The organism is Bacterioplanes sanyensis, from assembly GCF_014652515.1.
Classification (GTDB): Bacteria; Pseudomonadota; Gammaproteobacteria; order Pseudomonadales; family Oceanobacteraceae; genus Bacterioplanes; species Bacterioplanes sanyensis.
This window is the reverse complement of sequence record NZ_BMYY01000002.1, coordinates 423,084-448,795: the sequence shown is the minus strand read 5'-3', so window position 1 is coordinate 448,795 and position 25,712 is coordinate 423,084. Positions and strand designations below refer to the sequence as shown.

Genomic DNA, 25,712 nt, shown 5'->3' with positions numbered 1-25,712 from the left:
GCCCATGCTGCAGCGTTACCTACCAATATTGCAGTGGCTAAAACACTACGACCGCACCGCTTTGAGCAGCGATGTGGTGGCAGCGCTCATTGTCACCATCATGCTGATTCCGCAATCTCTGGCTTATGCCCTACTGGCCGGTTTACCCGCACAGGTCGGCTTATACGCCAGTATTTTGCCATTGGTGGCCTACGCCCTGTTTGGCAGCAGCCGCACTTTGGCCGTTGGGCCGGTGGCGGTGGTGTCGCTGATGACCGCGGCTGCCATTGCTCAGTTAGGGCTCACTCAGTTAAACGATGTTATTGCCGCCGCCATGGTGTTAGCGCTCTTGTCTGGGTTAATCCTGATCGTTATGGGGCTGCTGCGCTTGGGCATGCTGGCGAATTTTCTCAGCCATCCGGTCATTTCTGGATTTATTACCGCCTCCGGCTTGCTCATTGCCGCCAGCCAGTTGCGCCATATTTTAGGCATTGAGGCTGAGGGCCATACCTTATTAAGCATTGGCCACTCTTTATTAGCCAATGTGCCACAGCTTCATATACCGACCTTGCTGCTAGGCAGCGGCGCCTTGTTTTTTTTATTGGCCGTGCGGCGCTATTTAAAGCCCTGGCTACAGCAGTTGGGAGTTAACCCCAGCCTTGCTGACATGCTCAGTAAAGCCGGGCCGGTTATGGCTGTGATCGTAACCACGGCTCTGACCTGGGGCTTGGGCTTAGAGCAGCAAGGCGTGTCGGTGGTAGGCTTGGTGCCGGCCGGCCTGCCACAGCTGAGCGTGCCCCATTTTGACGCTGCCCTGTGGCAGCAATTGGCACTGGCCGCTGTGCTGATTAGCGTGGTGGGCTTTGTCGAGTCGGTGTCGGTGGCGCAAACCCTGGCCGCCAAACGCCGCCAGCGCATCGACCCCAACCAAGAGTTGCTGGGCTTGGGCAGCGCCAACGTCGCCTCGGCGGTTTCCGGTGGCTTGCCCGTCACCGGCGGGTTTTCACGCTCGGTGGTGAACTTTGATGCCGGCGCACAAACGCCCGCTGCGGGTGCTTTTACCGCCGTAGGCATTGCCATCGCCACACTGTTATTAACGCCTTTGATGTATTTTTTACCCAAGGCCACGCTGGCCGCCACCATCATTGTCGCCGTGTTGTCGCTGGTGGATTTGGAAGCACTGGGGCGCACCTGGCGCTATTCGCGCAGCGACTTTGCCGCCATGTTTGCCACCTTGCTGCTGACCTTGCTGGTCGGCGTGGAAGTCGGCATCGGCAGCGGCGTTGTATTGTCGGTGTTGCTGTTGTTGTATCGCACCAGCAAACCGCATTATGCCGTGGTGGGCCGGGTGGCGGGCACGGAGCATTTTCGCAACGTCGAGCGCGTGCAGGTAGAAACCGATGCGCGCTTATTAACCCTGCGTGTGGACGAGTCGCTGTATTTTGCCAATGCCCGCTACTTAGAAGACTTAATCACAGAAAAAGTCGCCGCCAATCCGGCCATTGAGCATTTGATATTAATGTGTCCCGCGGTCAACGGCATTGACGCCTCGGCGCTGGAGAGCCTAGAAGCCATTAACCAGCGCTTGCAAGACAGCGGCGTGCGCCTGCATCTTTCCGAAGTCAAAGGCCCGGTGATGGACCAACTCAAGCGCTCGCACTTTTTGCAGCAACTCAGCGGTCAGGTGTTTATGAGTCAATATGACGCTTGGTGTGCACTGCGCGCACCCGACTAACCCAATTAAGGCACCAAATTATTCAGAGGTGCCTTAGCTAAACCGTATTAACGAAAAGAGCTACGATCCAAAAACGGTTTAGGCGCTTGGTCACGCTTTAAGCCGTTTTGCATGGCGATGCGTTGATTTTTGCGCCCTAACAAACGCATTTGCACCAGGCGCTCCCACAATAAGGCACGGCGCTCGCCCACCTGCCAGGTTTTTTTCAGCAGGTATTTGCTAGCCGCAACGGCATCCGGCGATTTGCTCGCCACCGTAGTGGCCATGGCGTGTGCCGCCGCAACGGGGTCGTTATCGAGGCGGCTGATCAAGCCGAACTCATGGCCTTCTTGCGCAGAAAACTGACGGCCAGTCATGATCAGCTCCTGGGCGATGTCCACCCGGGTTAAGCGCGATAACGTCACCATGCCACTCATGTCCGGAATCAAGCCCCACTTCATTTCCATAATGCTGAGGTTGGCATCCGCTGTGGCAATGCGGTAATCACACGCCAGGGCGATTTGCAGACCGCCACCAAAGCAGTTGCCGTGAATGGCACAAATCACCGGCACTGGTAAATCACGCCAGCAATGGGCAATTTCCTGGGCGAGGTTCTGCTTGCGCCAAGGCCACTTTAAAAACACCTTGGGCACCATGCTGGGGTCTTTGCTGAGGGCGTTAAAATCCAGCCCGGCGCAAAAGGAGTCGCCCTTAGCCGCCAGCACCACACAACGTACCGAGCGATCACGACGCAAGCGCTTGGCCATGGCCACCATTTGCTTAAACATGGGCATATCCAAGCCATTCAGCTTGTCCGGGCGGTTTAACCACACCGTGGCGACGCCTTGCTGAATATCACAGGTGACTCGTTCCGTCATAACGCGATCTCTGGTTTTGTTAAGAGTAAAAGGCGAGCGCCATGGTTACACAGTGCCCTAGCGGGCACCATGATCGAAACGCGCAATTCCGTGATCGAGCCTTACCAACCCTGAGTGTGTTGGCGCACCAGCTCTGCCAGTAACTGCATGTGATCGTCACGCACGTTGAGGCAAGGAATGTAGTGGTAATCACCGCCACCGGCTTGTTGGAAGTTATCGCGGTTTTCCTCTTCCAACTCCTCCAGCGTTTCCAAGCAGTCGGCGGCAAACGCTGGGCTAATGACGTCCACGCGGCTTAAGCCTTCTTTGCCCCAGTCCTGCAGAGTAAAATCGGTGTAGGGTTTGACCCACTCCTCACGGCCAAAGCGTGATTGAAACGAGCACAGCCACTGCTCGTCGTTTAAGCCCAGCTCCAAGGCCAAGGCTTTCGCCGTTTGCCGGCACTGCTCGGGGTAAGGATCACCACGGTCTTCGTAGCGCTGTGGAATGCCATGGAACGACATCAATAAGCGCTCGCCCTGGCCGTGCTCAGCCCAGTAGTCACGCACCGAGTTGGCCAACGCTTTTATATATAAAGGATGGTCGTGGTAATGACTGACCCAGCGCATTTCCGGCAAGTGTGGACAGCGTGCCAGACCTTTGGCCAAGCGATCGTGCACCGCCGCCGTGGTCGATGACGAATTCTGCGGGAACAGCGGCAAGACCAGCATTTTTTCCACACCGGCACGGCGCAGCTCCAACCCGGCTTGCTCCATGGTCGGCTCGCCATAGGTCATGGCCAGGCTCACCGGGACTTCAGGGCCCAACAGTTGCTGCAACGCCGCTTGCTGTTGGCGCGAAATACTCATCAGTGGTGAGCCGTCTTCGGTCCAAACACTGGCGTAGGCTTTGGCTACGCGCCCTGGGCGAATGCGCAAAATGACGCCGTGCAAAATCAGCCACCATAAAGGCCGCGGCACGTCGACAACGCGTTTATCCCATAAAAATTCAGCCAGATATTCGCGCACGGCGCTGGCGGTTGGGGCTTTGGGGGTGCCAAGGTTGACAAGCAGGACACCAAAGGACGGTTTTTGACTGGATTCCACAAACGCTCCCATGCTCTGTACAAGTTTTGTGGAAGTTTAAAGAATCGAGCCCGCTAACTCCATTCATTTATGCCGACAAACGCCGTTACACAGGCATAAAAAAACGCGGCCCAAGCCGCGTTTTTTAACAACACTCTTGCTCAGTAATGATCAGTGCGTTGCTTCTTCACTGGAGGCTTGCTCAGCTTGTTGCTGGGCTTGCTGTACGCGCTGCTGATACAGGGCGTCAAAGTTGATAGGCGCCAGCATCAAAGCTGGGAAGCCACCTTTAACCACCATCGCATCCACGCTCTCGCGCAAGTATGGGAACAAGATGTTCGGGCACATAGCACCCAGCATTGGCTGCAGCTGCTCTTCTGGGATGTTGCTGACCGCAAACAAACCGCATTGCATCAGCTCTACTAGGAAAGCGGTTTCGTCAGCGTTGGTCGCGGTGATGGTCACCTTAACCGACACTTCGTAAAAGCCTTCGTCAACTTTGCGCGCGCCGCTGTTTAAGTCCAGTTTGATTTCTGGCTTCCACTCTTGAGTGAAGGTTTTGGGCGTGTTCGGTGCTTCAAACGACGAATCTTTAATGTAGATGCGTTGCAAAGCAAATTGTGGGTTTTCGTTGTCAGCCATGATTGGGGTTCCTTAGTACGTGAGTTATTTTTTTACGACCGGCAGGTTTTGAGCAGTCCACTCCATCATGCCACCTTGCAAACGCACGGCATTAAAGCCTTTTTCGCGCAGCATCTTGCCCGCCATCGACACCGTTTGTCCGGTTTTGCACACCAAGATGATGGGCTTTTCCTTATGCGGACTCAGCTCGCCTAGGCGGTTGGCCAGATTAGCGTAAGGAATGTTGATGGCATTGGTGACGTGGCCGGCGCGGTAATCCTTTTTATCGCGGATATCCAGCACCACAGCGTCTTCTTTGTTGATCATGACCGTGGCCTGTGCCACCGACACCGAAGCGCCACTGCGTTGGCGGTTGTCCCATATCAAGGCCAGCAAAAATGCTGTCCAGATGGCGACTAACCAGACGTGATTGCCAATGAACTCAAACAACTGATCCATAATGCCTTTCGCTACCAGTCAAAAATAAAGCGCGCAGTATAGCGTCTGGCGCCAGCGGCCACCACCATATAGCGGTGGCAAAATAGGCAGCGCTGAGTGGCTGAGGTACAATGCCGCCCTTTTTGTGAACAAGACCCAGGTTAAGTCGCCATGAAGACACGTCCAACGCCGACCGCTCTGATCATTCTCGATGGTTGGGGCCACCGAGAGGAAACCGAGCACAACGCCATCGCCAATGCCAACACGCCGACCTGGGATGCGTTGCTGGCCAACTACCCCAATGCGTTGATGCAAACGTCAGGCGCCGCCGTGGGCCTGCCCGATGGCCAAATGGGCAACTCCGAAGTCGGTCATATGAACCTAGGCGCTGGCCGCATTGTTTATCAAAACTACACCCGCATTAACAAAGCCATTGCCGACGGCGAGCTGGCCACCAACCCAGCACTGAGTGCCGCCATGGACAAAGCCATTGCCTGCGGTGGCGCAGTGCATTTTGTCGGTTTGCTGTCCCCCGGCGGTGTGCACAGCCATGAGAACCATTTGCTGGCGCTGCTCGACATGGCCAAAGCCAAAGGCGTGAGCCGCTCATTGGTGCACGGCATTCTCGATGGCCGCGACATGCCACCACGCAGCGCCCAAGCTTCCATCGAAGCGGTCGAAAACAAGCTTGCTGAGCTCGGCAATGGCAAGCTGGCCACCTTGATTGGCCGCTTTTATTCCATGGACCGCGACAACCGCTGGGAGCGCATTGAACATGGCTACCGCGCCATGACCGAGGGCGTGGCGCCGTTCCAGGCCGATAACGGCATGGCTGCGCTGCAAGCCGCCTACGATCGCGATGAAAACGACGAGTTTGTACAGGCCACTGTCATTGGCGACGCCGACGCCCAAGTTAAAGACGGCGATGCCATCATCTTCTTTAATTTTCGCCCAGACCGCGCCCGTGAACTGACCCGAGCGTTTGTCGAAGGCGACGACTTTAGCGGTTTCGTGCGCCAGCAGCGCCCCAAGCTGAGCGACTTTGTCATGCTCACCGAATACGCCGCCGACATTCCCGCCAGCTGCGCCTTCCCGCCAGAAGCGCTGGTAAATGGCATTGGTGAATACGTAGCGGCCCAGGGCATGAAGCAGTTACGCATTGCCGAAACAGAGAAGTACGCGCATGTGACCTTCTTCTTTTCAGGTGGCCGTGAAGCCGAGTACGACGGCGAAACGCGCGAGCTGATCGCCTCGCCCGATGTCGCCACCTACGACCTCAAGCCCGACATGAGCGCCCATGAAGTCACCGACAAACTGGTCGATGCCATCAAGCACGGCGGTTACGACCTGATTGTTTGCAACTACGCCAATGGCGACATGGTCGGCCACAGTGGCGTTTACGACGCTGCCGTCAAAGCTGCCGAGTGCATCGACGTGTGCTTAAAACGCGTGACCGAGGCGTTATTAGAAGTCGGCGGCGAGTGTTTGATCACCGCTGACCACGGCAACGCCGAGCAAATGGTGGACGATCAGGGCCGTGCCATGACGCAACACACCACCGGCCCCGTCGACATGATTTATGTGCACAACCGTGCAAAAGCCGCCACCTTGCAGCCGGGCCGTTTATGCGATGTCGCCCCGACCCTGCTGAGCATGATGAACTTGGACATTCCCACCGAGATGACCGGCCAACCACTGATTCAGTGGCAGGCTTAAGGAGGCGCCGTGCGCATCGTACTCACTCTGGTGCTGCTGCTCGCCTGCAGCAGCGGCTGGGCCGACGACGAAGCCGAGCTAAAAGCCCTGCAGCAGGACATTAAAAAACTGCAAGCCTGGCTAAAAAACGCTCGCGCTGAATACAGCGAGCTAGATCAGTCACTGCAGCAATCGGACCAAGACATTGCCGAGCTCACTCGCCGCATCGAAGCGACGCGCCAACAGCTCAAGGAGGAGCGCGATACGCTAAAAAAGCTCAGACAGGAGCAGGGACAGCTCCGCCAGCTTCAGCAACAACACCGCCAACACCTGAGTGAGCAACTGCGTGCAGCCGCGCGCATGGGCAACACCGCACCGCTGAAAGTGCTACTCAACCAAGACGACCCGCAGCAAAGCCAGCGCTTACTGCGCTACTTTCAAAGCTTTAATCAGGCCCGCAGCGAGCGCATCGAGCACCTGATCGCCGAGCTACAGCGACTGGCCACCATTGATCAACAAGTTCAAGCGCAGCAACAGCAACTGCAACAAACCGAGCGCCAGCTACAGCAAAAGAACGCCAGTCTAAAAACCAAGCGCCAACAGCAGCAAACCTTGCTCGCCAGCTTAAAGCGCGACATGAGCAACGAGCGCCAACGCTTAAAGCGCAAAGAGGCCGACCGCCAGCGGTTAGAACAGCTGTTGCGCGAAGTCGAATTCTTGCTCGCCAACACCAACCGTCAGCAAGACGAGCAACCGTTCCGCTCGATGAAAGGTAAGTTGCCGATGCCCGTCGATGCCGCGCGAGTGCTAGAAGCCTTTGGCAGTGTCAACCCTGAGACTAAAGCACGCCGCCGTGGCTGGCTGATGAGCAGCGCTGAAGGCAAACCTGTGATTGCCGTGCATCATGGCCGCATTGTGTTTTCCGACTGGCTGCGCGGCTACGGCTTGGTCAGTATTGTTGACCACGGCGATGGCTACTTGAGCCTGTATGCAAATAACCAAGCGCTGTTTCACGACGTTGGCAGCTGGGTGTATCGCGGTGATGTGCTGGCTCGCAGCGGGCGCAACAGTGCCAGTGAGGAACCCTCACTGTATTTTGAGATCCGTTATAAGGGCAAAGCACAGGATCCAGCGGCATGGCTGAAACGCCGCTAATTTTGTGCCATTCTTGCAACATTTCACCCGACCGAGACTGATTCATGCGTCGTTTTTGTTTAGTACCTGCCGCTGTTTTATTGTTTTCACTGAACGCTTACGCCTCGGATACCGAGACCACCCCAGTTCAAGGTGATGCTTCCGCCGAAGCGATCGCCGCCGCTGCCCAAGAGGGCAAATTGCCACTGCAAGAGCTGCGCAACTTCACCGAGATTTTTGAGCGTATTCGCAGCGCTTATGTGGAAGAAGTCGACGACGAAACCCTGTTTGAGTACGCCATTAACGGCATGCTCAATTCCTTAGACCCGCACTCGGCCTACCTGCAGCCTGACGATTACGACGATTTGCAGGAGCACACCTCAGGCAAATTTGGCGGTTTAGGCATTGAAGTCGGTATGGAAGATGGCCTGATTCGCGTGGTCACGCCCATTGACGATACCCCAGCACAAAAAGCCGGCATACAAGCCGGTGATTTGATCGTGACGCTAGATGGCGAAGCGGTAATGGGCATGAGCCTGACCGACGCCATCGAGCGCATGCGTGGCGAGCCTGGCACTACTATTGAGCTAGAGGTGCGACGCGAGGGCGAAAAAGAACTGCTCAGCTTTGAGCTGGAACGCGCAGAAATCAAAGTCGCCAGCGTGCGTACCGAAATGATGGCCGATGACATCGGCTATGTACGCATTACCCAATTCCAAGCCAACACCGGCCGTGAACTGAACGGTGCTCTGCTCGACTGGCAACAAGGCGATATTCGCGGCTTGATTCTCGACCTGCGCAACAACCCAGGCGGCGTATTGGACGCTGCGGTGGAAGTGGCCGATGCCTTTATCGATGACGGCCTTATCGTCTACACCGAGGGTCGCGCACCGAATTCTCGCTTGCGCTATTCCGCTACTCAGCGCACCGTGGCGCGCGAACTGCCGTTGGTGGTACTGGTCAATGGCGGCTCGGCGTCGGCCTCAGAAATTGTCGCCGGTGCCTTGCAGGATCACCAGCGCGCCGTCATTGTTGGCACTCAATCCTTTGGCAAAGGCTCGGTGCAAAGCGTATTGCCAATCAGTGAAGAAAAAGCCATTAAGCTGACCACCGCACGCTACTTCACGCCGCAAGGGCGCTCGATTCAAGCGCAAGGCATCAAGCCCGATATTTGGATCGAGCAAAGCGAAGTCACGCCCTACAAACAACGCTACTTTAAAGAAGCCGATCTCCCTGGCCACCTCAGCAACCCTGAAGGTGAAGAAGACGGCAAAGAGGTCAGCAAAAACAGCACCAGCGAGCTGCTAAAGCGCGACTTCCAATTGTACGAAGCCCATACCTTGCTGCGCGGTTTGAATATTTTGCGCCCCACCACGGCAGCAGCCGAGACCGATAGCAACAGTAACGGCGAATGATCAAACGCTGGCTATGGCTGGCCTTGTTGCTGCTGTGCGCCCCGGCGCAAGCGGCCAGCTTGCTGATCATCATTGATGACTTAGGCAACAATCGAGCATTAGGTGAGCGCGCCTTGGCCTTGCCAGGCCCCCTTACCTATGCCGTTTTACCGCACACCCCCTACGCCCAAATGCTGGCGCGCCAGGCCCATCAACAGGGTCATGGCGTGATGCTGCATGCCCCTATGGCCAACGATACCGGCGCCAAATTGGGCCCAGGCGCTCTGACCGAAGAAATGAGTCCAGCGGAACTGCAGCAGCAGCTGCAAACATCGCTAACCGCCGTGCCCTTTGTCACCGGCGTCAATAACCATATGGGCAGCTTGCTGACCCGTAAGCCAGAGGCCATGCGCGCCGTGATGCAGACCCTAGCAAAGCGTGGGCTGTTTTTTGTCGACAGCCTCACCAGCGCCGACAGCGTCGCCCTGCAACAGGCGTTAGCTCAGCCGCTGCCGGCATTGCGTCGCGATGTCTTTCTCGACCACAGCGTTGCCAAAGCCGACATTGCTCGCCAGTTTGAGCGTGCCATTGCACTGGCCGAACAGCGTGGCTATGCGGTATTGATTGGCCACCCCTACCCTGAATCCTTGGACTTTCTCGAACAAGCGTTACCCACACTCAAGCAGCGCGGCGTGCGCTTGCAGCGCATCGACCGCTTCTTAAGCCAGCGTTTGTGGCAACGCTGGGCTATGCCGCAGCACACCAGCCGCTACCAACTACAGATTCGCTAAAAACCATACCGATACCCGATTGCAACCGCCTCGACGAGGCGGTTTTGCCGTGCGCCAAACCTTGTACGTTCGTTTCACTTTGGTTAATCTGGGCGCAACTTTCGGGGAGCAGACAATGATAAAAAACACTGTACTCGCTGCAGCCCTGCTCTGCAGCGCCTTGCCGGCAGTCGCCACTGACGACTACACCATCGAACTGTATGAAATTTACTGCAGCGCCTGCCATGGCGTTGGTGTTTCAGGTGCGCCCACTGCGTTCTCAGATGAATGGCGCGATCGGGTCAACCAAGGCATGGACACTCTGGTTAGCCACGCCATTAATGGCATCGGCAACATGCCGGCCATGGGCACCTGTGTGGAATGCACCGAAGACGACATTCGCGACATCATTCAGTACATGGCTAAGGAAAAATAAGCATGAATTTCGATCGCATTAATCTCAGTCGCCGTCATTTGCTGAAAGCCGTTGGCGCTGGCATGGTGGCTTCTGCCACTGCGGGCTGCTCCTCTAACGAACCCAAACCCCCTGCCGGCATCATAGGCGCCGATGGCAAACGCGTGCTGCCGTGGAAGAACTGGTCCGGTAACCAGAGCTGTCAACCGAGTGAGCGCTTGGTGCCGCGCAATGAAGAGCAATTAATTGATGCCATCAAGACCGCCAATCACACCATTCGCTGTGTCGGCTCGGGCCATAGTTTCAGCGGCTTGGTGCCAACCAATCACACCTTATTGTCGCTGGCGCGTTTACGCGGTGTAGAAAATGCCGACTTGCAAGCACTGGAGGCTGACGTTTGGGGCGGTACACGGCTTTCTATGCTAGGGCGCGAGCTGTGGAAGCACGGTATGTCGACCATCAATATGTCCGACATCGACAGCCAGTCTTTTGCCGGCGCCATTGCCACCTCGACTCACGGCACCGGCAAAGAGCTCGGCAGTATTTCCAGCCATTTGCGGGCCATGCGCATTGTTAAAGCCGATGGCGACATTGTTGAGTGCAGCCCCACCAAAAACAGCGATGTGTTTTACGCCGCAGGTAACCACATTGGCGCACTGGGGGTGGTCACCAAATCACGCATCAAAACAGACCCGGCTTATCACCTGAAAGAACACAGCTGGATGATGTCGGAAGAAGAAGGCCTCGCCCGCGCTGCAGAACTGCGTGATAAACACCGCCACTACGAAATGTTTGCCCTGCCACACAGTGACTACATGCTCGGTGTCGCCATCGATAAGGTCAGCGTGGATGAAATTCCCGCTGAGCCGCCCGTTGCCAGTGGCGATGCTTATGAAGCCTTTCGCATGATGTCGAACATGATCGACTACATGCCCTTTATGCGCAGCTGGCTGGTCAACTTTGGCGCCAGTGGTGTCGAGCCAGAAACTCGTTACGGCAAGTCGTACGAAATCTTCGGCAACCTGCGCGACATCCTGTTTAACGAGATGGAATACGTGGTACCGGCAGAAGTCGGCCCTCAGTGCCTGAAAGAAATCCTCGCCACCATCAAAAAACAAGATATTCCGGTGATCTTTCCCATCGAAGCACGTTACGTGGCTGCCGACGAACATTGGCTGAGCCCCTTTTATCGTCGCGATGGCTTTGCCATCAGCTGCCATAACTTCCACGACAAAGACTACAAGGCCTACTTTGCCGCCATTGAGCCCATTTTCTGGAAGTACGACGGGCGTCCACACTGGGGCAAGATTCACACCCTCGGCCCACAGGAGTTTGCGGCACGCTACGAGCGCTTTAACGACTTCTTAGAGCTACGCCGTGACATGGACCCGCAAGGACGCTTTATCAACGACCACCTGAGTCGAGTGTTGGGCGCTTAATGTGGTTCGCTTTCGCCTTTAGATAATGCCGGCGAAAGCGACTGAAATACTCATCGAGCTTGTCTGCAGCGCGGGCTTTGCCCAAGCGCTGCAGCAGCGGCACCATGACCTCAGCGGTCGCCAATTGATGAGGCTGCACTGCCTTGCGTAAGGCGTAACCCGACAGCGCCTGCGGTTGCACCGCCAGCACTGGCAGCTCAGGCCACCAGTGGCTGCGAAACATTTTACGGGCTTCGCGCCAAGTGCCATCCAACACCACCAACAGTGGCGTACGCTCGCCAATGTAGTCATGTAACTGCTGATCTTGCTGCAACTGCTGGTGGTGCTGTGCGTATTCATAGGGGAATATCAGCATGGGGGCATATTCCGGTCGCGCCAATAGCGTTAATAAACCAGCCGGCGGTTCAGGCCGCTGCCAAATAAAGGCGTGACTATCAGCGATAACATCCGCTAATAGTCGGCCGCTGTTGCTGGGCTTGTAGATTTCACCTGGGTAATACACCAAGCACAAGGCCACGCCCTGCTCGGCTTGTGGCACGTCAGCACACAGGCACCACTCGCGTGCCAGCAAGCAATCAGGGCAGCGATTAACTTTGGCACCACGGGCAACAAAGGGTTTAGAAGCTTGCGCCGCCTGCTGGCGTCGCAGCTGAGAAATGACATTATTCATGGTGGCGCATTATGCCAGCGCCAAGCGACATTGCTATTAGGCAGCGTGCTGCTTGCGCCAAAAGGCAGGTAGGTCGGCGATGGAGTCGAGCACAAAATGAGGCTTTAAACTGCCTTGCTCGTCTTGCGGGCGATACTTGCCCGTGCGCACCAAGGCGCCTTGCAAGCCACAGTTTTGCGCCGCCATCACGTCGGTCATTAAGTCATCCCCCACCATCAGGGTGTCTGCTGCGGTGGTGTTTAACTGCGCCAGTGCTCGTTGAAAAAAGCTCGATGCCGGCTTACCAAACACCATGGCCGACTGGCCTGAGGCATATTCCAGTGCTTTCACAAATGGTCCTGTGTCGAGGTGCAGGCCTGAATCTGTGTCGTAGTAGCGTGTCATGCCCAACGCCAGCAGCATTTGCCCGGGGCGCTGCATCAAGATACGAAAGGCATGATTAAGATGGAAATAGCTCCAATTGGGACCTAAATCGCCGATGACCACGCCGCGGCATTCTTCCTCGCGGTAGCTGGCCACGTCTTGCAGTTCGGCCTGAGCGGTAGGTGGCACAAACAGCGCTAAGTGCATGGCCGGCTGATCCGCCAGCCAGTGGCGTAATGCCATTGCCGGTGTTAACAGCTGCTCGCCGGTAACGCTCGGGTCTAGGGTTTGCAAACGACGGAGCAACTCCGCGCGGCTAACACTGACGGTGTTGCTAACAAATAAATGAGGAATGCCCTCACGCCGAACCCAGCGCACCGTATCAGCGGCACCGCTGATGGCGCCGCTATCGCTAAATAACACGCCATCAATGTCAAATAAAAGGGCTTGCATGCTGCCTCCACACCGGCATAACTGAGAACACAACTCAACATAGCCGCTGCGGTGGCATCACAGTAGCAGCTTACAAGCCACACTCCGTGACTTTTGTGGCATCCAGCAAGTGCTCATAGCGGGCATCGGTCAATGACATTAAGAAGCACTCTAATGCCTCGCGATTTTGCTTATCGCTGAGGTCCTTACTGCCGCTGCCTAGCTCGACGTTGCTAAGGTTGCGGTCCACCTCAGGGGCACGCCAGGCGACACCGGTTTCTGGGTTAACAAAGTCAGTGGCCTTGCCATTGGCGCGCTGGCGAGCATGCTCATAGAACAACAACACAGTATCCAACTGACGAAAGACACCGTTGTGCATGTAAGGGCCAGTGACGGCCACGTTGCGTAACGTCGGTGTTTTGAACTTGCCCGCCAATGACGTTTCATCAACGTGCTGCTGCAAACCAAGGTCTGGGCCACTGGCGCCATTTAGTGCCCGTAATGCCGTGTTTTCTGGCACGCCCAGGTTGTGGTATTCGAAACCTGTGAACACTTCACCGCGCTGACCTTGGGGCTTGAGCTGGTGACAGGCAGCGCAATTCGTAAACTCAGTTGAGAAGAACAGCGCCTTACCCAACGCGGCTTTAGAAGCGGGGTGATAGGTGTAGCGATTGGCATCGCCCACTGGCAACAACGAGCGATCGTAGCGCGAATCAAACGGCGCAAACTCAGTGCTCTTCTCGAACTCGCCAATGGCTTGCGTCATAGCGGCGTATGCAGCGTCGGTATCATCCCAGATATCAGCACCAAACAGTGCTGTAAATTGGCGTTGATAGTCGTCGTTTTCCAACAAGCGCGACACCACAGCGGCTTTGTCTGGCATGTTCATTTCAGCTGGGTTTAACGGTGGCCCTCCTGCTTGTGCAGCTAGATCATCGGCGCGACCATCATGAAACTGTCCCCCCAGATAGCCCTGGTACGTACTGAAATCACCGTCCGTGTTAAAACGCTGGCGCTGGCCCTGATAAAACTCTGGGCTGAACTGAGCGTAGGCCGCTGTCGGTGCATTGCGGTCGCCGAGAGAAACCTCGTCGTCCCCTAATGAAGCAAATCGCATCAAACCATCAGCGCCGGTGCGACTGTCGATAAAACCGTGCTCCGGATCATGGCAACTGGCGCAGGATTGAGTGCGGCTAGCCGACAAGTTGGTGTCAAAAAATAATTGCTTACCTAGGGTCGCTTGGCTAAGCGGCGAGGTATCTGGCTGATGGTCACTGTTGCTGCTAGATGACCCACCACAGCCACTCAAGCCAGCCATTAGGGCGCTATAAAACAGCAGACGTAAGGGATAGGCACAGCTCATATGAAGTCTCTCCTGAACCCGTTGACGCTCCGGGCTTTATCCATAAATAAATCATGGGTATCATATCAAAAGCTAACTAACATGATAATCATTTTTATTGCCTAGAATTATTGCAAGTGATTATCAACAACATTAGAGTGTGTCCCGCTCTTTCGCTCCTGCTGCCTATTTACATGGTCAGGTGCGAAGACCCGCAGACAACAGGCCGGCATGGTCTAAAAAACTAAAGGATGCATCATGAACAAGCTCAAACTGGCAGCGGCGCTGTCTGCCGCGCTGATGGTCACTGCCTGTGGTAGTGACGACAACGATTCCAACGATAAGCAAGACGGTCTTAACTTGGGCAATGTTGAAAAGGTACTCAACACCAACGCTGACATTGCCTATGCCGCCTACAGCGATGCCGTTACCACGGCCGAAGCACTGAAAACTGCGATTGCTGCATTTAAAGCCGACCCGACTCAGGCCAATTTGGATGCCGCCAAACAGGCTTGGCTGGTGGCACGCGAGCCCTATGGCCAAACAGAAGTTTATCGTTTCCGCATGAGCCCCATCGATTCCAGCGACTACAGCACCGAGGACGGCCCTGAAGGCGATATCAATGCCTGGCCACTGGGCGAAGCGCTGATCGATTACGTTAAAACCAACGACAGCGATTTCGACACAGATCAAGTTGGTGTGACCGAGCACCAAACCGGCGTTAACGGCGGTGCCGCCATCGATGCGGACGTGGCCAGCAATAGCCCAGCCGAAAACATCATTGGTAACCGCGACATCGAAATCAACGCAGATCTACTGGCCAATACCGCCACCGCAGAAGACGAGCGTGATGTTATTTCTGGGTATCACGCCATCGAATTCCTGCTGTGGGGCCAGGACTTAAATAACAATGCTGAGCCGACCATCGGCAGCGACCGTGGCGATGCCGTGAAAACTTGGGCCGCACAAAACTTGGCCTTTGGTGGCCAACGCCCATTGACCGACTTCACCACCGACGCTAACGCCGATCGTCGCTTCCAATTCTTGGAAGTGGCCGTAGACAAGCTCATCGCCGATCTTAAGCAAGTGCGCGACGGTTGGGCGGAAGGCGCCAGCTACCGTACTGCATTCGTTCAAGCGGACAGCCAAGAGCAAGCCAAGCAGAAGCTGGCCGAAATCATGACCGGTATGGGCACACTGTCAGAAGGTGAGCTGGCTGGCGAGCGCATGCAAATCGCCTTTAGCGCTAACTCACAAGAAGATGAGCATTCCTGCTTCTCAGACAACACTCACCGCGACATCTGGCTCAATGCCGAAGGTGTGGCCAACAGCTTCTACGGTGACTATGCCGGTTATGACAGCGACTTAGACGGCACCGATGATGTCACCAGCAATGCCATCAACGGCTATGGCTTGGACGACTTACTGAAAGATGCTGGCCATAACGACCTCGTTGCGAAAATGACTGCCGCTCTGGCCAAAACAGAGACGGGTTACACCACCATCGACAATCAAGCGCGTGCCGGCACACCGTTTGACGTGCTGATTCAGTCGACGGATACCAGCTCCGTTGCCGACACCATTATTGCCCTGAATGAGCAATCCGCGGTCATCGCCGAAATCGCTACCCAACTGGAGCTGGGCAGCGTTGTGGTCGACCCAGAAGCCTCGGCATGCGACACCCAAAACCCGACCACAACATGTGAAGAGTAAGCTGTTAACACTGACCGTCAGCCACGGTCAGCCCTTACGGTAGCGGCACATGCCGCTGCCGTTTTATTGGTTGGATTGCTATCGCCATGAATCGATTGCCTCATCACTCCTTGCTGGTCTTGATCAGCGCTACCGTGACACTGGTGGGCTGTCAGGAAGCGCCCCCTTACGACCCAGCAGAAGCCCTGCCTGGCGGTGATGCCAGTGTTAACTTCAGCCCCTTTCCTAGCTCGGAGCTGCCTGTGGCTAACTTACCGGCCAGTGCCAAACCCGAGTTTTACGCCGGCAAAGCCCTAGCCCATCAGCCTTGGATTAAAGCACCCACCATTACCGATGCCCGTGATGGCCTCGGCCCTTTGTATAACGCTCGCACCTGCTTGGCCTGCCATACCAAAGGCGGTCGCGGCCATGTGCCCGACAGCGGCGATACACCTTTGCTGAGTGCGTTTTTGCGCTTAAGCATTCCCGGCAACCACCCGCACCACGGCGCGCTACCTGAGCCAACCTACGGCGAGCAACTGCAATCGCAATCGGTGGCGCTGGCGCATCAGTTGCGTCACAGCGGTGCAGAGCTACCCATGTCGGTTGCACCCGAGGGCTATGTTCACGTTCACTGGCAAAACGATATTTTTACCTACCCAGATGGCCAGCAGCGCCAACTGCGCCGTCCGCGCATTGAAATTCGCAATCTGGGCTATGGCCCATTGCATCCAGATACCTTGATGAGCTTGCGCATTGCACCGTCTATTCATGGTGCCGGCTTGATCGAACTGATCGACCAAGCGGATATCGATGCTCTAGCCGACCCCGAAGACCTCGACGGTGACGGTATTTCTGGTCGCGTCAATCAAGTATGGGATTATCGCCGCCAAGCCGTAGCCCCCGGTCGCTTTGGCCTCAAAGCCAATCGTGCCAGCCTAGAAATTACCGTAGCGGGCGCCTTTGCCGGCGATGTCGGCATTACCAACCCGCTGTTTCCGCAGCAGCCCTGCAGCCCAGCACAACCCAGCTGTCAGGAGCAGCCAGATGGCAATGACGCCAACGGCGTTGAGTTGAGTGAAGAGTTGCTGCAAATGGTGGTCGACTTCAACCGCAACCTAGGTGTGCCCAAGCGTCGCAGCCCAGAAAATACTCAGGTAATGGCGGGGCGTGAGTTGTTTTATCAAACCGGTTGTCAGCGCTGCCACCAGCCAGATTTCACCACCCTTGCCAGCGAACAGCAGCCGCATTTGGGTGGCCAGCGCATTTGGCCGTACAGCGATTTTTTGTTACACGACATGGGGCCAGAGCTGGCCGACGGTCGCCCAGATTATCAGGCCAGTGGCCGTGAATGGCGTACAGCGCCGCTGTGGGGCATTGGCCTTAGCAAACACATCAGTGGCAGTCAGAACTTTTTGCACGATGGCCGTGCTCGCTCGGTAGAAGAAGCCATTCTCTGGCACGGCGGCGAAGCAGCCGCCAGTCGCCAAGCATTTACCGAACTCAGCACGCCACAGCGCCAACAGTTGCTGATGTTTGTGAATTCTTTGTGAGGTAGCTCCCGATGACCATGCCCATCAATGCCCGACGGCGCCAGCTAGTGCTCGCCGGCCTATCTTTGCCAGCCATGGCTGCCTTTAGCGGTGGCCGTTATCTGGCGCAACAGCCTGCTCCGCGCGAGTGGCTGATTTCGGCTCAAGGACGCACACCGGAGCAATACGGCGCTGCTTGGGCCAGTAGTTCAACACACGCCACCACAGTCACTGGCTTGCGTGGTCACGATGTGCTGCAGCATGCCCTAAGGCCCCAGCATTTAATTGTGGTGGCGCGTCGCCCAGGGCGGGAGCTGGTAGAAATCGACTTGCTATCTGGGCGCATCCAACAACGCAGCGCCTGCCTGCCCCACCATCATTTAAATGGTCATGCCTGCTTCAGCGCTGATGGCCGCTATTTATTTACCAGCGAATCCGACTATCAACAGGGCACTGGGCGCTTGATCGTGCGCGACGCCGACAACTATCAGGTGTTAGATTCATTCAGCAGCCACGGCATCGGCCCACACGAGCTGCAACTGATGCCCGACGGGCGCACCCTGGCCGTTGCCAATGGCGGTTTGCTGACGCACCCAGATAGCGGGCGCAAAGTATTAAACCTCGACAGTATGCGCTCCAGTTTGAGCTTGATCGACAGCCATAACGGCGAGCTGTTAGCGGAGTATCAAGTGGCCGAGCCAAAGGCCAGCATTCGTCACCTAGATGTTGCGCAGGATGGCAGCATCAGCGTGGCTTTGCAGATGCAGCGCCAAGCAGCCGAGCATCAGCAGTTGGCCCCACTGGCCGCACTGCTACCGTCAGGCGGCAATGCCTTACAAGTGTTAGACACCCCCGAAACCTTGCTGTGGCACTGCAACGACTACATGGGCAGCACCCGCATTAATGGCCGCAGTCGCTTGGCCGGTTTTACTAGCCCGCGTGGCGATATCGCCCTGTTTTGGCACATCGACAGTGGCCGGCTGGCCGGCTACCACCGCTTGCATGATGTCTGCGGCTTGACCGTCAGCCTCGACCAAAAGCGCTTTATTTTGACCAACTCTGATGGCCATATACGCCAGCTCGATGCCTTCAACTTGGAAGAGATTCCCGGCAGTCGTCAGCACCTAAGCGATGTCGCTTGGGATAACCATTTGCATGCCATCGACCCTAACCTCGCCGCCAGTTAGCGCGGCTTTGGAGACCGTGATGATTACAACAACACATACCGCCTTAACTGCGACCGCCCTTAGCTGCGCCTTGCTTCTTAGCGCCTGTGGCGGTGGTGGCAGCAGTAGCAGTGGTGACAGTTCAGGCGAAGGGCTAAGCCAAGCTGAGCGCCAGAACTTGGTAGAAGCCATTACCCGACAGCAAATTTTGCCGGCGGTAGACGCATTTCATGAGCAGACGGCGGTGTTAAATAGCCAGTCCCAGAGCTGGTGCCAGCAACCCAGTGCCGCAGGCTTACCAGAGTTACAGCAACAGTGGCTGGCGACCGCCGATGCTTGGTATCAGGCACAGCTGTTTAACTTCGGCCCCGCCGATGCCGACCCTGTATTACCTCTGTATACCTACATCGATTCACTGCGATTGCGCGGCACCGACTACCGTGAAACCGTGCGCACCACACAGCAAAACTGGCTGACAGAAGACAACCTAGGTGACGCCTTTTTTGCTGAACAGCGCTTTCAGTACGTCGGCTTACTGGCGTTAGAAGAGGCGTTGTTTTATGGCGACAACTTGGCCGACAACTATGCCAACACACCCCAGCGCTGCGCCATATTGACCGGCCTAACTGGCCTTTTACAGCAGCATGCTCAGCAGCTGGCTGGGGGCTGGAGCATTGACTACGACAACAGCGGCAGCGGCTTCGACCAACGCCTGATCAGCAATCAATTGCCTAACGCTCGCGAGGCATTGGCGCAGATCTTAATTAGTGGCCAGGAATATCTGGATTATTTGAAAAAGCGCAACGTCATCACTCAAGCCGGCACCACAGCCGAAGCCTCTTGGCAGCTGGTAGGCACAGCATTTGAGGCCAGCAAGCGTTTGCTGACCGAACCCTACGCAGGGGCCAGCATTCTAGAGCGCATGCAACAGCAAGGTTATGAGTTAAACGTCAATGCCGTAAACGCGAATATTGCCATGGCCGAGCAGGCACTGGCAGAGCGCAATGCGGTAGATTTCAACGCCGCCATTGGCATGCTCGACGGTAACTTCAAGCGTGAAATTCCGGTGGCCTTAGGCATTGATCTGGGCATCAACTTCACGGACGGTGACTAACAGTAGTTAGAAACGCAATTAAAACAGCCGCAGCTGCTGACCTGCGAGGGTGGCAAACTCCTCGCCGGTAAAGTGCAAAATGGCATCGGCAATGGGCTGCAGCTGTTTTTCTAAATAGTGCTGATAATCCAGCGCTGACGGACTGTGCTCCACAGGCTCTGGGCCATTGACCGTCATGCGGTATTGAATCCAGCCACCACGCTGAGCAAAGCGCGCGGGCTGGTTTTGTTGCAGCAGCCACTGCTCCAGCTTTTGCGCCGCTCTGGCATGGGGAGGGATTTGCCGTTGGTAGGCCGATAGCGGCCGACGCAAGCGTTTGCGATACACCAGCTGCGCATCCAGCTGGCCAGTTAACAGTTGCTCGACGGTTTGCCGCAGCCAGCTTTGATACGCCTCACCGGCAAACAAACGGCGCAGCAGTTCACGCTGAAAATTGCGCGCTAATGGCGTCCAGTCGCTGCGCACCGCTTCTAAGCCTTTGACCACCAGCTCACTGTGGCCTTCGGCATCCGCGGCCAAGCCGGCATAGCGTTTTTTACTGCCGACCTCTTCACCACGAATCGACGGCATAAAAAACCGTCGATAGTAGGTTTCAAACTCCATTTCTAAAAAGCTTTGAGTGCCAAACTCGCGCTGCAGTTGCCGGCGCCAATAATCATTAAGCTGCTGTGCCAGTTGCCGCCCTAGCTGGTGGGCAGCTTGAGCCGATGCAGGCGCTTGAATAGCGACAAACACCGAATCAGTATCACCGTATATCACCTGGTGGCCTTGCGCGTCGATCCAAGCGGCACTGCGACGTATGATTTCATGGCCGCGCATGGTGATGGAACTGGACAACCGGGTGTCGTAAAAACGACAGCCATCGGAGCCAAGTACGCCATAGCAGGACGCCATGATGATTTTAATGGCTTGTGCCAGCGGTTGGTTGCCCTCACGCTTGGCCTGATCGCGATAACGCCCCAGCTGGCCAATCAACTCTGGTAGCAAGTGCTGCTGTTTGTGAAAGACGCCATCAAAAAAACCCGGCACCGTCAGTTCACCGGCAAACGCTTCCTGCGCTTGTGCCTGTAGCCCCAACACCAACCCCATGGGGTCAATGTTAAAGCTGCGAATAATTGACGGGTAAAGGCTTTTAAAATCCAGCACCAACACATGCTCATGCAAGCCAGGACGTGAATCCATCACCAAGCCACCTGGGCTTTTGCGCTGGTGATAGCCTTCCCCAATGTTGGGGGCGACAAAACCTGCGCGGTGCAAGCGTGGCAAATACAGGTTTTCAAATGCCGCCACTGAGCCACCCATACGATCCGGTGCCAGGCCCGTCATGTGGGCACGCTCTATGGTGAAGTTGAGCAAGTCGGCGTGCTCAAAAATGCGCCATACCAGCTCGCAGTCTTTCAGGTTGTAGCGCGCTAGGGCGATGGGGTCAGTCTCGAACAGGCGTTCAATGTCGTCGCCGCGTTGCTCGCCGTGCAACAGCTTGCCTTCGCCTAGCAGCTCAGCCGCTACATCGTTCAGCGCGAAGCTCTCAAATTGCCAGGTAGCGTTGCGCAGCAGCTCGATGCCATCCAGTGCTAGCCGCCCGGCCATGTGAATAAACACGCGCTCTGGGTGCGTGCGACTGCGGCGCCAGTTAAGCACCTCTCCATTGCGGCCAAGGCGCAGCTCAATGCCCAACTGCTTGGCCTTATTGCGTAAAAACTCCACATCAAATTGCACTAGATTCCAGCCCATCAACACATCTGGATCACTGTGCTGTACGTAGTCGATAAAGCGCTGCAATAACGCTGCTTCATCAGCCAACCATTCGATGGTCAGCTCACTGTGCATCTCTGTTGCGGGCTTGGCACAGGTAAAAATGCGCTGATCGCGATCGCTGTAGACCGCAATAGAAAATAGGCGCTGTTGCTCATCGCGGCGCGGCATGGAGGTTTCGATGTCTAACGATAGGCAATGCAAGTTGGGCACATAGCGCGCCGGTGCCAGCCGTACCTCGGTGCCCTGCGTGTGCAGTTCAGCGGCACCGTAAATAAAGCGCTCCATCAGGTAGCGGTCGGTGGGACGAATATCGACTTCACGGCACACGATGCCCTGATCAGCCAGCACATCGCGCCAGCGATACAAATAACCCGCCGGCATATAACAGGCACTGGCGGGTTGCAGGGCAAACGACTTGAGCTGCAGCGCCTTGATGGTGATGGGCCACCCTAGGGTGTCGGCGATGGCGCTAGCGCGCTCGGCATGTTCGCTGTCGATAAAGCACACACCGGGCTGCGAGTGGCGCGTGCACATAGGCCCTTCAGGCGTTGACCACCAGAAAATCAGCTCCGTGCCTTCTGGAGTGTCGTGCCACTCAGTGGTTAACAGAAAGGCTGGCGTTGGTTGTGGCATTGAGCATCTATACTGGCATAAGTCCGCTGCAGTGTATGAGGAAATCGCTGGCAGCCCAAATTTAGTAACGGCTGCAAAATAGGCACAGTGCAGACGGCAGGCCCAAAGGAGTGACCCTATGGCAAAACCCATCATCAGCCAAGATCCGTTATATCAACTGCTGCGTCATGATGACGTGGCGGGGTTTAACGCCGCGCGCGAGCAAGGCCAGCCCGTCGCACTGCAAGGCTGTGATTTGCGCGGCCTAGACTTGCGTGGAATTAACTTTGCTGGCCTCGATTTAAGCGATTGCTATTTCCGTGGCGCTGATCTGCGTGGCATCGACTTCAGCGGTTGCTTATTAAACGGTGCCAGCTTGGCCGATGCCAAAATCAGTGGTTGTTATTTTCCACCCGAACTCTCTGCGCAAGAAATATTATTATCCGTTACTCAAGGCATACGCTTGCGCCATCACCCACGCCAAGAATGACGGGGTTGGTCTGTTCAAGCCTTGTATGAATTGCTGTAACTTGATGACTGTCCAGACGCCCGCGCGTCAACAGCCGAATGCGAATAGCAGGAACCGCCATGTATTTAGCCAGCCCCCCCTCAGAGACCATCACGCCCTTACTGGAGCGTATCCCAGCGTTAACCCAAGCGCTGCTGGAAGACTTCGAGCTCAGTAGCGAGCGCACCACGCTGGAAGGGGTGGAAAACCTGTACGAACTGTTTGACCCAGATCGTATTTTTTTGATCGAGGACGGAGCCTTACAGCTCAGCCACAATGGCCAGACCTTGGTCAGCTTTGATGAGGGCGACTTAGTCGGCATCACTCACTCATTTTCTATGCCAACGCCCATCTTTCGCACCGATGAGTACGTTGAACTGATCACCATTGATCGCAACGCCCTATTGCGCCACATCTATTCGGATCAGCGCCGCATGCACTATTGGAGCCAGTATCTGATCACCCTCAACTCAGCCCTGCTCAACCACATGGCTGAGCAACACAAGAGTCATACTCGACCTGCTGCTGGCTTTCAAAATGTGCAACCTGGCGAGGTGATTATTCAACAAGGCGATGTTGCCGACCATGTTTACACCATCATCAGTGGTCATGCCGATGTGTTTGTCGACAACGTTAAAGTCGGTGACATTGACGAAGAAGAAGTGTTCGGTGCTATGGCCGTATTTACTGGAGAAACGCGTTCAGCCACTGTGGTCGCCACCACCCCCTGCACCATCATGGCGGTCCCCAAAGAAGACTTTGTGTTGTTGATCGAAGCACAGCCACAGGCGGCACTGAACCTAATAGAGGGGTTCGCCCGCCGCATCAGCACCATGAATCAACAGCTTATTGAAGAGACTGAGAAGCAAGACCAAAAATAAATGAGAATCATTATTGACAAGATTTGATGCGCTGCGTACAGTAGCATTCATCGGCGTCAGAGATGGCTCCGGTGTTCAGAATCCAGCTTCGGCCCGGATTGTGATCTCTCTCATCAAGCTAATCACGGTTGCATTGGCCCCTCATTGAGGGGCTTTTTTTTGCCTATCGATCACGCCAAACGCGCCAACCATGGAAAGAAAACAAATTCTTAAATATAAATGAGAATTATTATTGACTAGAGCGTTTAGGATCTCTACAGTAGGTTTTGTCGACGCCAGCGATGGTGTCGGTGTTCAGAATCCAGAGCCATTGCAATGGATTGTGATCTCTCTCATCAAGCTAATCACGGTTGCTTTGCCCCTCATTTGAGGGGCGTTTTTTTAGCGCCAGCGAATCACCCCGCCAACCGTGGATACCGGCACTTCAAACACCTCGCTCAGTAACGACTCCTTCAGCACCTGCTCTGGTGTGCCCTGTGCCATCAAGCGGCCACAACACAGCAACGCCACTCGATCAGCACACTGCCATGCCAGATTAAGGTCATGAATCACCATTACCACCGCCTTGCCCGCGCTGGCGTAGTCGCGCGCTAACTGCAGGCACTGCTTTTGATGGCGCAAGTCCAAGGCGCTAAGCGGCTCATCTAACAACCACAGCTGACCCTGTTGGGCTTGCAGCCAACTGCGCGCCAGCTGCACCCGTTGCTGCTCACCGCCGGATAACCAGCGCACTTGTTGCTGCGCCAAATAGTCGATGTCCCAGTACTGCAATGCCTGCTGCAAAGCTTGGCGCTCATGCACCACCGACTGTTGATTGAGACTACCCAGTGCCACCACTTCCGCCACCGTCAGTGGAAATGACAGCGCACTGAGTTGCGGCAAAAAGCTGACCGTATTGGCCCACTGTTGACGGCTCCAATGCTGTGGCTGCTCACCATCGAGCTTGAGTTCGCCACGTGAGGGTGACTCAAGCCCAGCCATTACTTGCAACAGGGTCGATTTACCAGCGCCATTAGGGCCCAACAGCATCAGAATTTCGCCCCGCCGAACACTTAACTCAATGCCATCGACAATGGCCACAGCGCCACGGTTGACGCCAATATTGTGCAGTTGCATCACCATGACAAACGTCGCTTTTCTCGCAGCAATAAAGAGATAAACACAGGCGCACCCAATAAGCTGGTGACAATACCAATGGGTAGCTCAGCCGGTGCAATTAACGCCCGCGCCACCGCATCGGCCAACACCATCAGGCAACCGCCCAACACCACCGCCACGGGCAATACCCGACGGTGCGCCGCCCCCACCAGCAGGCGTGCGATGTGCGGGCTGACCAAGCCAACAAAACCAATGATACCGCTGGCACTGACGGCGACACTGATCATCAGCGCCACCCACACCACGGTGCGGCCTTGCAGCTGCGCCACATTGACCCCTAACGAGCGCGCTTCGGTTTCGCCCAGCAGCAAGGCATCCAATTGGCGCAGGCGCTTGGGCCAATACCACAGTGCCGCCAGCAGTACCGCCGTCAATGCCGCCACCCAGCTCCAGTTGGCGCCACTCAAACTCCCTAATGACCAAAAAGTGATTTGCCGCAGCGCGCTGTCACTCGCCAAATACGACAACAGCCCAATGACGGCACTGGCCATCACGTTGACGGCAATGCCGGCGAGAATCAGAAAGCTCATGGCGTGCAGCGATGCACCGCTCAGGCCCAAACGCAATACCAGCAACAGCGCCAACCAAGCACCTGAAAAGGCAAACAGGGTTTGCAGAGCCACGGGCCAATGACTGGCTAAGGCCAAATACAAGGCCGCCCCCACCGCCGCCCCGCCCGAAACGCCAATTAACCCCGGGTCTGCCAACGGGTTGCGCACCACGCCCTGAATCAGCACCCCAGCCCAAGCCAGCACCGCACCGATCAAAAAGGCCAGCAGCACTCTTGGCATGCGGATCTGCCACAGCACCATCTGACCGGTACCCGATTGCCATAGCCAACTCCAGCTTTGGCTACCGATAAACACACCCGCCAGCAAACACAGCGGGACTAGCAACAACAACAATGGCGGGATAAGCTCGCGGCGCAACATGACAGCGACAA

The 25,712-nt window shown here is 56.0% G+C and carries 23 protein-coding genes; 13 read left to right on the top strand and 10 right to left on the bottom strand.

Annotation, left to right across the window (positions count from 1 at the left end; translation table 11 throughout):
* Window positions 1-4: 4 nt before the first annotated feature.
* A complete protein-coding gene (locus IE090_RS05160; RefSeq protein WP_189387277.1) occupies window positions 5-1,714 on the top strand; it encodes a SulP family inorganic anion transporter in 1,710 nt (569 codons plus the stop codon).
* Between the two features lie 47 nt (window positions 1,715-1,761).
* Here IE090_RS05160 and IE090_RS05155 read toward each other — a convergent pair whose 3' ends face one another.
* The 4 genes from IE090_RS05155 to IE090_RS05140 form a co-directional block, all read right to left on the bottom strand.
* Window positions 1,762-2,571 (bottom strand): crotonase/enoyl-CoA hydratase family protein, encoded by an 810-nt coding sequence (locus IE090_RS05155; protein ID WP_189387276.1) that lies wholly within the window; start codon window positions 2,569-2,571, stop codon window positions 1,762-1,764.
* Window positions 2,572-2,672: 101 nt separating this feature from the next.
* Window positions 2,673-3,656, bottom strand: coding sequence for a ferrochelatase (gene hemH, locus IE090_RS05150; RefSeq protein ID WP_229815475.1), 984 nt, complete (start codon window positions 3,654-3,656; stop codon window positions 2,673-2,675).
* Between the two features lie 150 nt (window positions 3,657-3,806).
* Window positions 3,807-4,277, bottom strand: coding sequence for a protein-export chaperone SecB (gene secB / locus IE090_RS05145; RefSeq protein ID WP_229815474.1), 471 nt, complete (start codon window positions 4,275-4,277; stop codon window positions 3,807-3,809).
* A 24-nt stretch (window positions 4,278-4,301) separates the two neighbouring features.
* Window positions 4,302-4,715, bottom strand: coding sequence for a rhodanese-like domain-containing protein (locus IE090_RS05140; protein ID WP_189387274.1), 414 nt, complete (start codon window positions 4,713-4,715; stop codon window positions 4,302-4,304).
* Window positions 4,716-4,865: 150 nt separating this feature from the next.
* On the opposite strand from IE090_RS05140, the gene gpmI reads away from it, so the two are divergent.
* From gpmI to IE090_RS05110, 6 genes are all read left to right on the top strand, one after another.
* The gene (gpmI, locus tag IE090_RS05135) at window positions 4,866-6,410 is read left to right on the top strand and encodes a 2,3-bisphosphoglycerate-independent phosphoglycerate mutase (RefSeq protein WP_189387273.1); all 1,545 of its coding nucleotides are present in this window, start codon (window positions 4,866-4,868) and stop codon (window positions 6,408-6,410) included.
* A gap of 9 nt (window positions 6,411-6,419) precedes the next feature.
* Window positions 6,420-7,544, top strand: coding sequence for a murein hydrolase activator EnvC family protein (locus IE090_RS05130; protein ID WP_189387272.1), 1,125 nt, complete (start codon window positions 6,420-6,422; stop codon window positions 7,542-7,544).
* 44 nt (window positions 7,545-7,588) lie between these two features.
* A complete protein-coding gene (locus IE090_RS05125) occupies window positions 7,589-8,938 on the top strand; it encodes a S41 family peptidase (protein ID WP_189387271.1) in 1,350 nt (449 codons plus the stop codon).
* Window positions 8,935-9,708 (top strand): divergent polysaccharide deacetylase family protein, encoded by a 774-nt coding sequence (locus tag IE090_RS05120; RefSeq protein ID WP_189387270.1) that lies wholly within the window; start codon window positions 8,935-8,937, stop codon window positions 9,706-9,708. Before IE090_RS05125 ends, IE090_RS05120 begins: the two co-directional genes overlap by 4 nt.
* A 115-nt stretch (window positions 9,709-9,823) precedes the next feature.
* The gene (locus tag IE090_RS05115; protein WP_189387269.1) at window positions 9,824-10,123 is read left to right on the top strand and encodes a c-type cytochrome; all 300 of its coding nucleotides are present in this window, start codon (window positions 9,824-9,826) and stop codon (window positions 10,121-10,123) included.
* Window positions 10,124-10,125: 2 nt separating this feature from the next.
* On the top strand, window positions 10,126-11,541 hold the full coding sequence (locus IE090_RS05110) for a D-arabinono-1,4-lactone oxidase (protein WP_189387268.1): 1,416 nt from the start codon (window positions 10,126-10,128) through the stop codon (window positions 11,539-11,541).
* Here the strand turns inward: IE090_RS05110 and IE090_RS05105 are convergent.
* The 3 genes from IE090_RS05105 to IE090_RS05095 all read right to left on the bottom strand — a co-directional run bounded on the left by IE090_RS05105 (window position 11,507) and on the right by IE090_RS05095 (window position 14,369).
* On the bottom strand, window positions 11,507-12,211 hold the full coding sequence (locus IE090_RS05105) for a tRNA-uridine aminocarboxypropyltransferase (protein ID WP_189387267.1): 705 nt from the start codon (window positions 12,209-12,211) through the stop codon (window positions 11,507-11,509). The genes IE090_RS05110 and IE090_RS05105 overlap by 35 nt on opposite strands.
* Before the next feature lie 36 nt (window positions 12,212-12,247).
* A complete protein-coding gene (locus tag IE090_RS05100; protein ID WP_189387266.1) occupies window positions 12,248-13,027 on the bottom strand; it encodes a TIGR01458 family HAD-type hydrolase in 780 nt (259 codons plus the stop codon).
* A gap of 70 nt (window positions 13,028-13,097) precedes the next feature.
* Entirely contained in the window at window positions 13,098-14,369 is a 1,272-nt protein-coding gene (locus tag IE090_RS05095; protein ID WP_189387265.1) for a cytochrome-c peroxidase, read from the bottom strand.
* A 237-nt stretch (window positions 14,370-14,606) separates the two neighbouring features.
* Here IE090_RS05095 and IE090_RS05090 point away from each other — a divergent pair, with 237 nt between their 5' ends.
* The 4 genes from IE090_RS05090 (at window position 14,607) to IE090_RS05075 (ending at window position 19,852) form a co-directional block, all read left to right on the top strand.
* Window positions 14,607-16,061, top strand: coding sequence for an imelysin family protein (locus IE090_RS05090; RefSeq protein ID WP_189387264.1), 1,455 nt, complete (start codon window positions 14,607-14,609; stop codon window positions 16,059-16,061).
* A gap of 86 nt (window positions 16,062-16,147) precedes the next feature.
* On the top strand, window positions 16,148-17,593 hold the full coding sequence (locus IE090_RS05085) for a di-heme oxidoreductase family protein (protein ID WP_189387263.1): 1,446 nt from the start codon (window positions 16,148-16,150) through the stop codon (window positions 17,591-17,593).
* 11 nt (window positions 17,594-17,604) lie between these two features.
* Window positions 17,605-18,759, top strand: a complete 1,155-nt coding sequence (locus IE090_RS05080; protein WP_189387262.1) for a DUF1513 domain-containing protein — start codon at window positions 17,605-17,607, stop codon at window positions 18,757-18,759.
* Between the two features lie 19 nt (window positions 18,760-18,778).
* Window positions 18,779-19,852, top strand: coding sequence for an imelysin family protein (locus IE090_RS05075; RefSeq protein WP_189387261.1), 1,074 nt, complete (start codon window positions 18,779-18,781; stop codon window positions 19,850-19,852).
* A gap of 18 nt (window positions 19,853-19,870) precedes the next feature.
* Here IE090_RS05075 and IE090_RS05070 read toward each other — a convergent pair whose 3' ends face one another.
* A complete protein-coding gene (locus IE090_RS05070; RefSeq protein ID WP_189387260.1) occupies window positions 19,871-22,243 on the bottom strand; it encodes a DNA polymerase II in 2,373 nt (790 codons plus the stop codon).
* A gap of 118 nt (window positions 22,244-22,361) precedes the next feature.
* Between IE090_RS05070 and IE090_RS05065 the strand changes: the two genes are divergently transcribed.
* Together IE090_RS05065 and IE090_RS05060 are read left to right on the top strand one after the other, a co-directional pair.
* On the top strand, window positions 22,362-22,712 hold the full coding sequence (locus tag IE090_RS05065; RefSeq protein WP_189387259.1) for a pentapeptide repeat-containing protein: 351 nt from the start codon (window positions 22,362-22,364) through the stop codon (window positions 22,710-22,712).
* Window positions 22,713-22,810: 98 nt separating this feature from the next.
* On the top strand, window positions 22,811-23,611 hold the full coding sequence (locus IE090_RS05060; RefSeq protein WP_189387258.1) for a cyclic nucleotide-binding domain-containing protein: 801 nt from the start codon (window positions 22,811-22,813) through the stop codon (window positions 23,609-23,611).
* Window positions 23,612-23,992: 381 nt separating this feature from the next.
* Here IE090_RS05060 and IE090_RS05055 read toward each other — a convergent pair whose 3' ends face one another.
* Window positions 23,993-24,733, bottom strand: a complete 741-nt coding sequence (locus tag IE090_RS05055; protein ID WP_189387257.1) for an ABC transporter ATP-binding protein — start codon at window positions 24,731-24,733, stop codon at window positions 23,993-23,995.
* The gene (locus IE090_RS05050; protein ID WP_189387256.1) at window positions 24,727-25,701 is read right to left on the bottom strand and encodes a FecCD family ABC transporter permease; all 975 of its coding nucleotides are present in this window, start codon (window positions 25,699-25,701) and stop codon (window positions 24,727-24,729) included. The genes IE090_RS05055 and IE090_RS05050 overlap by 7 nt, the downstream gene beginning before the upstream one ends.
* Window positions 25,702-25,712 lie beyond the last annotated feature (11 nt).